Raw genomic sequence first — 7,471 nt, forward strand, 5'->3', positions numbered from 1 at the left:
GCTCCGGGGACGGTGGGGGCGAGGTGGCGGGTGTAGCGGATGCCGGCCTCGCGCAGCGCGGAGCGGTAGCCGTGCAGGCGCTTGACCGCGGTGGCGTGGGCCGGATCCTCCTGCCGGCCGATCACGCCGATGCGCCGATAGCCCTGCTCCAGCAGGTGCGCGGTCATCCGGTAGGAGGCCTCGACGTTGTCGAACAGCACGTGGTCGTCGCCCGGGTAGTCGCGTTCGCCGAGCAGCACCACCGGCAGGCCGCGGGTGCGCGAGGCGAGCTTGGCCGGGCCGATGCCGAGCGGGGAGAGGATGACGCCCTCGATCATCGGGTCGTACAGGCCCTCGGCGGCGGCGAGTTCGAGCTCGGAGTCACCCCCGGTCTCCTCGATCAGCAGGGTGAATCCGGCCTCGCGGGCCGCGGTGATCATGGCCGCGGACAGCTCGGCGAAGTACGGGTTGCGCAGGTCGGGCACGGCCAGCGCGATCACGTCGGAGTGCCCGGTGCGCAGCCGCCGCGCGGAGAGGTTGGGGCGGTAGTTGAGCTCCTCGATCGCCGCGTAGATGCGGGCGGCGGTCGCCGCCGAGGCCTTCGCGGTGACGCCGCGCAGCACGTTCGAGACCGTCTTGATCGACACCCCGGCGCGCTCGGCCACATCGTGCAGCGTGGGCTCACCCATGATCCTCCTCGTGTTTCCCCGTCGTCGAAACGACCGGCACCACGTGCCCGTCGCGTCCGGATTGTACCCGCCGCACCAGGCCGCCGGGCCAGGCCCCGCCGCCGCCCTTCGTAGGGCCTTGTCGTACGCCGCGGACGTCGGGACTTGACGAAGCGCTCTTGACGCGCCAGGGTACGGCAGGTACAACGTAGGAACCAATTCCGAGGGGCGGCCCGTCCGGGCCCTGACGTCTCGATGCGAGGAACCACATGACTGAGCACGACGCCGCGATCGTGGCGCTCGACCGTGAGCACCACCGCGGCGTGGTGGACCGCCGGCTGTTCGGCTCGTTCGTCGAGCACATGGGCCGCTGCGTGTACACCGGAATCTACGAACCCGGCCATCCGAGTGCCGACGCCGAGGGCTTCCGCGGCGACGTCTCCGCCCTGGTGCGCGAGCTCGGCGTGACGCTGGTGCGCTACCCCGGCGGCAACTTCGTCTCCGGATACGACTGGCGCGACGGGATCGGGTCGCGCGAGCAGCGCCCGCGCCGCCTCGACCTGGCCTGGCGCTCGATCGAGACCAACCAGGTCGGCACGGACGAGTTCATGTCCTGGGCCAGGGCCCGGGGCGTGGAGCCGATGCTGGCGGTCAACCTCGGTACCGCCGGGGTGCTCGACGCCGCGGCGCTGGTCGAGTACTGCAACGTGCCGGAGGGCACCGAGTGGTCCGAGCGGCGCCGGCGCAACGGCGCGGACAAGCCGCACGAGGTGAAGCTGTGGTGCCTCGGCAACGAGATGGACGGACCCTGGCAGACCGGACACACCACGGCCGAGCAGTACGGCGCGCTCGCGGCCGAGGCGGCGAAGGCGATGCGCCTGGTGGACCCGGAGATCGAGCTCGTCGCCTGCGGCAGCTCTTCTCATGAGATGCCCACATTCGGATATTGGGAGTCGAGTGTCCTAGAGTTGGCCGGCGACTACGTCGACTACATCTCGATGCACGCGTACTACGAGGAGCACGACGGGGACCGGGCGAGTTTCCTGGCCTCCGGCGCCTCGATGGACGACTTCATCGAGGGGGTGATCGCCACCGCCGACGCGGTCGGGGTACGGCGCCGCCGGACCAAGCGGATCAACATCTCCTTCGACGAGTGGAACGTGTGGTACCAGAGCCGCTATCCGGGCAGTGAGGCGATGCCGATCGACATCGCCGGGCCCCGGATCGAGGATCAGTACTCGACCCTGGACGCGGTCGTGGTCGGCGACCTGCTCTCGAGCCTGATCAACCACGCCGACCGGGTCAAGATCGGCGCGCTGGCCCAGCTGGTGAACGTGATCGCGCCGATCATGACCGAGCCGGGCGGCGCGATCTGGCGCCAGCCCACCTTCCACACCTTCGCGGCCGTGGCCGCCGCGGCCCGGGGCAACAGCCTGGTCACCCGGGTCACCGCCCCCGGATTCGGCACCCGCCGCTACGGCGAGGTCCCGGCCGTGGCCGCCTCCGCCACCCATGACCCCGCGACCGGCGACGTCGCGGTGTTCCTGACCAACCGGGCGGAGCACGCCGTCACCGTCGAGGTTCGCCACCCCGGCTTCGACGGCTGGAGCACCGTCTCCGCCCTGCACCTTTCCGCCGACGATCGCGGTCCGCGCGAGCGCGACACCGCGGCGGACGTCCGGCTCACTCCGCTGGCCACCTCGGCCTCGGACGACGGACGCGGCACCACGCTCACCCTGCCCCCGCACAGCTGGACCGCCGTACGCGCGGCGTCCACGAGCACTGACTGAACGTCAACCGGTACCTCAAGGGAACGTCAAAGGACCAGGTCAAAGGAGACCACGATGCCTGTGAACGAGATATCCGCCCGCGCGATCTCGCGGCGCAACATGATCAAGATGCTCGGTGTCGGCGCGGTCGCGGGTGCGGGACTGACCGCATGCGCCCCGGGCGGATCGAGCACCACCAAGTCCCTCGGCTCGGCGAGCCCGAGCGCGGCCAGGGGCGAGGCCACGCTCTGGTTCGACGACGACGACGTGCTCAAGGTCTTCAAGACCATCGTGCCGTCGTTCAACCAGAAGTACCCGAACGTGAAGATGAACCTGGTCGGCGTGGACGTGAGCACCAAGCTCGCCCCCACCCTGATCTCCGGCACGGGCGTGCCGGACGGCTCCTACACCGGCGACGGCGGGGCGCTGGCGCAGGCCGACCAGCTCTACGACCTGACCTCGCTGATGAAGCCGTACACGAGCGACACCGTGCAGTACAAGCTGGACGTCAACACCGTCAACGGCAAGCTGGTCGGCATCCCGTGGGACACCGACCCGGGCCTGTGCTTCTACCGCGAGGACATCCTGTCCGCCTCCGGGGTGGACCCGACCCAGCTCACCTCCTACGACGCACTGCTGGACGCGGCCCGCTCGGTCAAGGCCAAGTACCCGAACTCCAAGCCGATCCCGCTCGAGCAGGACCCGGCCCTGGGCATGCAGTGGCTGCTGATGCTGGTCAATCAGCAGCAGGGCAGCGGCCTGACCGACGCGAACGGCAAGCTCACCATCGACACCGACGCCTTCCGCACGGCCCTGACCTGGATCAAGCAGATCGTGGACGAGGGCCTCGGCACCCGCTGCAAGTTCGCCAGCACCTCGCAGATCGCCGAGGCGGACAACGGCACCATCAGCATCGTGCCGTGGGCGATCTGGTTCAACTTCCTGGTGCAGAGCGCGCTGACCAAGAGCGCCGGGCACTGGCGGGTGCAGCAGCTGCCGGCCTGGACTGCCGGCGGCGCCCGCTCCGGCGTCATGGGCGGCAGCTCCTTCATCATCCCGGTGAAGGCGGCGCAGCCGGATCTGGCCTGGCTCTTCTACGAGCACGCGCTCTACAGCGCGGAGGGCATCAAGCAGGACTTCGGGCCGAACACGATCTACCCCGACGGGCTCAACACGGCGCTGCCGTCGGTCAAGAGCGCGCTCGAGGGCGCGTCGCTGTTCAACGACCTGCCGCAGCTGGGCAACACCTCGCTGTGGGACGTGGCGGCCAAGTCCTCGCTCGCCATCCCGCCCGGCTATCACATCCCGACCTGGTTCGACCAGGCCGGCACCAATTACCTCGGCCCGAACCTCCAGCTCTTGATGGACGGCAAGATGTCGGTGGACGATGTGATCTCGAAGTCGGCGTCGGACATCACGACCAACCTCGTCGACCGTTCCTAGACCGAGGAAAGCATGTCGCAGATCGTATGGAAGACCTCGGCTCCGCGGACCGGTCAGCCGGTCCGCGGGGCCCGCGGTCCCGAGGCCGCGCCGGGCCGGAACCGGCGCAGGCTGCCCCGGGACTGGTGGTACGGATACCTGTTCATCGCGCCGTTCTTCGTGATCTTCATCGCGTTCAGCGCGTACCCGATGATCTACGCCCTCGAGCTCAGCTTCAGCGACTGGCACGGTGGCGGGCAGCTGAACTGGGTGGGCTTCGGCAACTACACCTACCTGCTCAAGAACCCGCAGTTCTGGTCCTCGCTCGGCAACTCCGGGATCCTGTGGCTGCTCATCGTCCCGGCGCAGACCCTGCTCGCGGTGGGCGCGGCCAGCCTGCTCACCCGCTCGAAGATGCGCTTCACCAAGTCGCTGCGCACGGTCGTGATCGTCCCCTACGTCACGCCGCTGGCCGCGATGGCCCAGGCGTTCATCCTCATCTTCGACAAGAACTACGGCGTGCTCAACGCCATCCTGCACTTCTTCCATCTGCCCGAGGTCGGCTGGCTGACCACGACCACCTGGTCAAAGCCCTCGATCGCCGTCTTCGTGCTCTGGAAGACCAGCGGCTTCGCGCTGATCATCATGCTGGCCGCGGTGCAGTCCATCCCCGAGCACCTCTACGAGGCGGCCTCGCTCGACGGCGCCGGGGCGGTGCGGACCTTCTTCTCGATCACCGTTCCCATGGTGCGCAGGCAGATCGGCTTCTTCCTGGTGATCTCCACGCTCGGGATCTCGCAGATGTTCCTCGAGCCCTACGTCCTGACCCAGGGCGGCCCGTACAACAGCAGCACGACCTCCGGGCTCTATCTCTACCAGCACATCGAGGACTCCGACCTCGGCACGGGTGCGGCGAACTCCTTCCTGCTCGTCATCCTGGTGTTCCTGCTGTCGCTGATCGCCGTACGGGTGCTGCGTTCGAAGGAGGACATGTGACCACCGAGACCACGACCGCCACGGCGGTCCGTCCGCCCGCCGCCGCGGCCCGCGGCCGCAGGACCACGCCAGGCTCCCGGACCCGCCGAGCCCTGGGCTACCTGGCGATGCTGGTCGGCGCGGTCGTGTTCCTCTACCCGATCTTCTGGATGGTCACCGCGTCCTTCCGGCCGGGTGTGAGCATCCTGGACGACCCGCTCGGCCTCGACCTGAGCCAGGTGACGCTGCGCAACTGGACCGGGATGTTCGACAACGTCCCGATCCTGCACGCGCTGCTCAACACCGTGATCGTGGTGGTGGTCAAGGGCGGGGTGCTGATGGTCTTCAGCCCGCTGGCCGGCTACGGCTTCGCCAAGTTCGACTTCCCGTTCAAGAACTTCCTGTTCGGGTTCGTCCTGCTGACCCTGATGCTCCCGACCCTGGTGCTGATCGTGCCGCTGCTGCTGGAGATGAGCCAGCTCGGCTGGATCAACAGCTACAAGGCGCTGATCCTGCCCGGCGCGGTGGACGCGTTCAGCGTGTTCTGGATGCGCCAGAACATCGCGCAGATACCGGACGAGCTGATCGACGCGGCCCGCATCGACGGTGCCGGGCCACTGCGGGTGTTCCGCTCGATCTGCGTGCCGGTGCTGCGTCCGGCGCTCGCGGCCCTGGCCGTGCTGTCGCTGTTCAACATCTACAACGACCTGGTCTGGCCGATCGTCGCGGTCAACGACCAGCAGCACGAGACGCTCGCGATCCTGCTGGCCGGGCTCAACGCCAACGTCAGCGGGGCGCAGGCCGGCGTGAGCAGCGCCGACCTGTGGGGCCAGTTGATGGCGGCGTGCACCTTCGCCACCATCCCGACGATCCTGTTGTTCGTGTTCCTGCAGCGGCACTTCATCCGCGGCCTACTTGCTGGGAGTTCCCGATGAGCGCGGCGAAGGCCGGCGTGGTCCTACACCCGGCGTACGTGGTCGGCGAGATAGACCGGCGGATCTTCGGCAGCTTCGTCGAGCACATGGGCCGCTGCGTCTACTCCGGCATCTACGAGCCCACCCACCCGACCGCGGACGGGTACGGCTTCCGCGGCGACGTGGAGGGCCTGATCCGCGAGCTCGGCGTGAGCGCCGTGCGGTATCCGGGCGGCAACTTCGTGTCCGGGTACGACTGGCGCGACGGGATCGGTCCGGTGGCCGAGCGGCCGACCAAGCTGGACCTGGCCTGGCGCACGGTGGAGCCGAACACCGTGGGCACGGACGAGTTCCTGCACTGGGCCGCACGGCGCGGGCTCGACCCGATGATGGCGGTCAACCTCGGCACGTCCGGGGCCATCGAGGCGGCCGAGCTCGTCGAGTACTGCAACCTCCCGGGCGGCACCGGCCTGTCCGAGCTGCGCGCGAAGTACGGCTCGCCGGAGCCGCACGCCGTGCGCACCTGGTGCCTGGGCAACGAGATGGACGGCGCCTGGCAGATCGGGCACACCTCCGCAGCGGACTACGGCCACCGCGCGGCCGAGGCGGGCAAGGCGATGCGGCTGGTGGACCCGGGCATCGAGCTGATCGCCTGCGGGTCCTCGTCCCGGGAGATGAAGACCTTCGGCGCCTGGGAAAACACGGTCACCGAGCTGGCCCTGGACGTCGTGGACTACATGTCCATGCACGCCTACTACGACGGCCTGCAGACCCGCCGCGACTACCTCGCCTCCGGACACCGGCTGCACCGGTTCGTCGAGGACGTGGTGGCGACCGTGGACGCCGCCGCGGCCCGGAAGGGCTCGGCCAAGCGCCTGCAGATCGCGCTGGACGAGTGGAACGTGTGGTCCTCGGCGGCCGAGGTCACCCCGTCCTCGGCGGTGCGCGAGCTGTCCCTCACCCCGCCGCGGATCACCGAGGAGCCGTATCTGGCCCTGGACGCGGTGGTGCTGGGCGACCTGCTCATCAGCATCCTGAACCACACCGACCGGATCAAGATCGCCTGCCTGTCGCTGCTGGTGAACGTCAGCGCGCCGATCCTGACCGAGCCAGCCGGCCCGGCCACCCGCCAGCCGATCTTCCACCCCTTCGCCGCGGCCGCGCACCTGGCCACCGGCACGTCCCTGCGCACGGTCGTAGACTGCGCCCCGCTGCCGACCGGCCGCCACGGCGACGTCCCATCAGTGGCCGCGGCCGCGTCCTTCGACCGCGGTGCCGGTCGGGGCGCGGTGTTCCTCGCCAACCGCGCCCCGGAGCCGGCCGAGGTCACCCTCGACCACCGGGCGCTCGGCGGCTACACACCGCTGACCGCGCGCACGCTCCTCGCGGACGGCGAGGGCGTGCTGGTGCCGCTGGAGAAGGTCGAGGCCAGGCCCGACTCGACCGTCGTCGTCCTGCCCGCGGAGTCGTGGACGGTGCTCGAGTTCGAGCTGGACGGCGCCTGGTGAATTAGACACCGCGCTCCGATCCCGGTCCGTGGTTGTAAACGATCGGTGACCTGGGATCGGCTGCCAGGTCACCGATGTCTCGCCGGCTCGCCGCAGCGAGCCCGTGGAGTTTGTCCACCCGCCCACCCGTTGCGTCGGGTGGGCGGGCTGGGGTTTCAAGATGAAGGTCAAAAGCGCCGCTGGCGGGCCCTCCCTCGGAGAGGGAGCGCTTCGGTTTCGTGGGTGTGTGATTGTGC

General features: G+C 69.3%; 6 protein-coding genes. 5 read left to right on the forward strand and 1 reads right to left on the reverse strand.

The window, feature by feature from the left end:
- Positions 1–668, reverse strand: a 668-nt coding sequence (locus KDL01_RS37140) for a LacI family DNA-binding transcriptional regulator (protein ID WP_212533404.1), incomplete at its 3' end; no start/stop codon positions are given.
- A gap of 248 nt (positions 669–916) precedes the next feature.
- Between KDL01_RS37140 and arfA the strand changes: the two genes are divergently transcribed.
- The 5 genes from arfA to KDL01_RS37165 are packed head-to-tail and all read left to right on the forward strand — an operon-like array spanning position 917 to position 7,235.
- A complete protein-coding gene (arfA, locus tag KDL01_RS37145) occupies positions 917–2,437 on the forward strand; it encodes an arabinosylfuranosidase ArfA (RefSeq protein ID WP_212533405.1) in 1,521 nt (506 codons plus the stop codon).
- A gap of 54 nt (positions 2,438–2,491) precedes the next feature.
- A complete protein-coding gene (locus KDL01_RS37150) occupies positions 2,492–3,859 on the forward strand; it encodes an ABC transporter substrate-binding protein (RefSeq protein ID WP_212533406.1) in 1,368 nt (455 codons plus the stop codon).
- A gap of 12 nt (positions 3,860–3,871) precedes the next feature.
- Positions 3,872–4,834 (forward strand): carbohydrate ABC transporter permease, encoded by a 963-nt coding sequence (locus KDL01_RS37155; RefSeq protein ID WP_212533407.1) that lies wholly within the window; start codon positions 3,872–3,874, stop codon positions 4,832–4,834.
- Positions 4,831–5,748, forward strand: coding sequence for a carbohydrate ABC transporter permease (locus tag KDL01_RS37160; protein WP_212533408.1), 918 nt, complete (start codon positions 4,831–4,833; stop codon positions 5,746–5,748). Before KDL01_RS37155 ends, KDL01_RS37160 begins: the two co-directional genes overlap by 4 nt.
- A complete protein-coding gene (locus KDL01_RS37165) occupies positions 5,745–7,235 on the forward strand; it encodes an alpha-N-arabinofuranosidase (protein WP_212533409.1) in 1,491 nt (496 codons plus the stop codon). The genes KDL01_RS37160 and KDL01_RS37165 overlap by 4 nt, the downstream gene beginning before the upstream one ends.
- Positions 7,236–7,471 lie beyond the last annotated feature (236 nt).

Origin of the sequence: Actinospica durhamensis (assembly GCF_018139695.1) — a bacterium.
Lineage (GTDB): Bacteria > Actinomycetota > Actinomycetes > Streptomycetales > Catenulisporaceae > Actinospica > Actinospica durhamensis.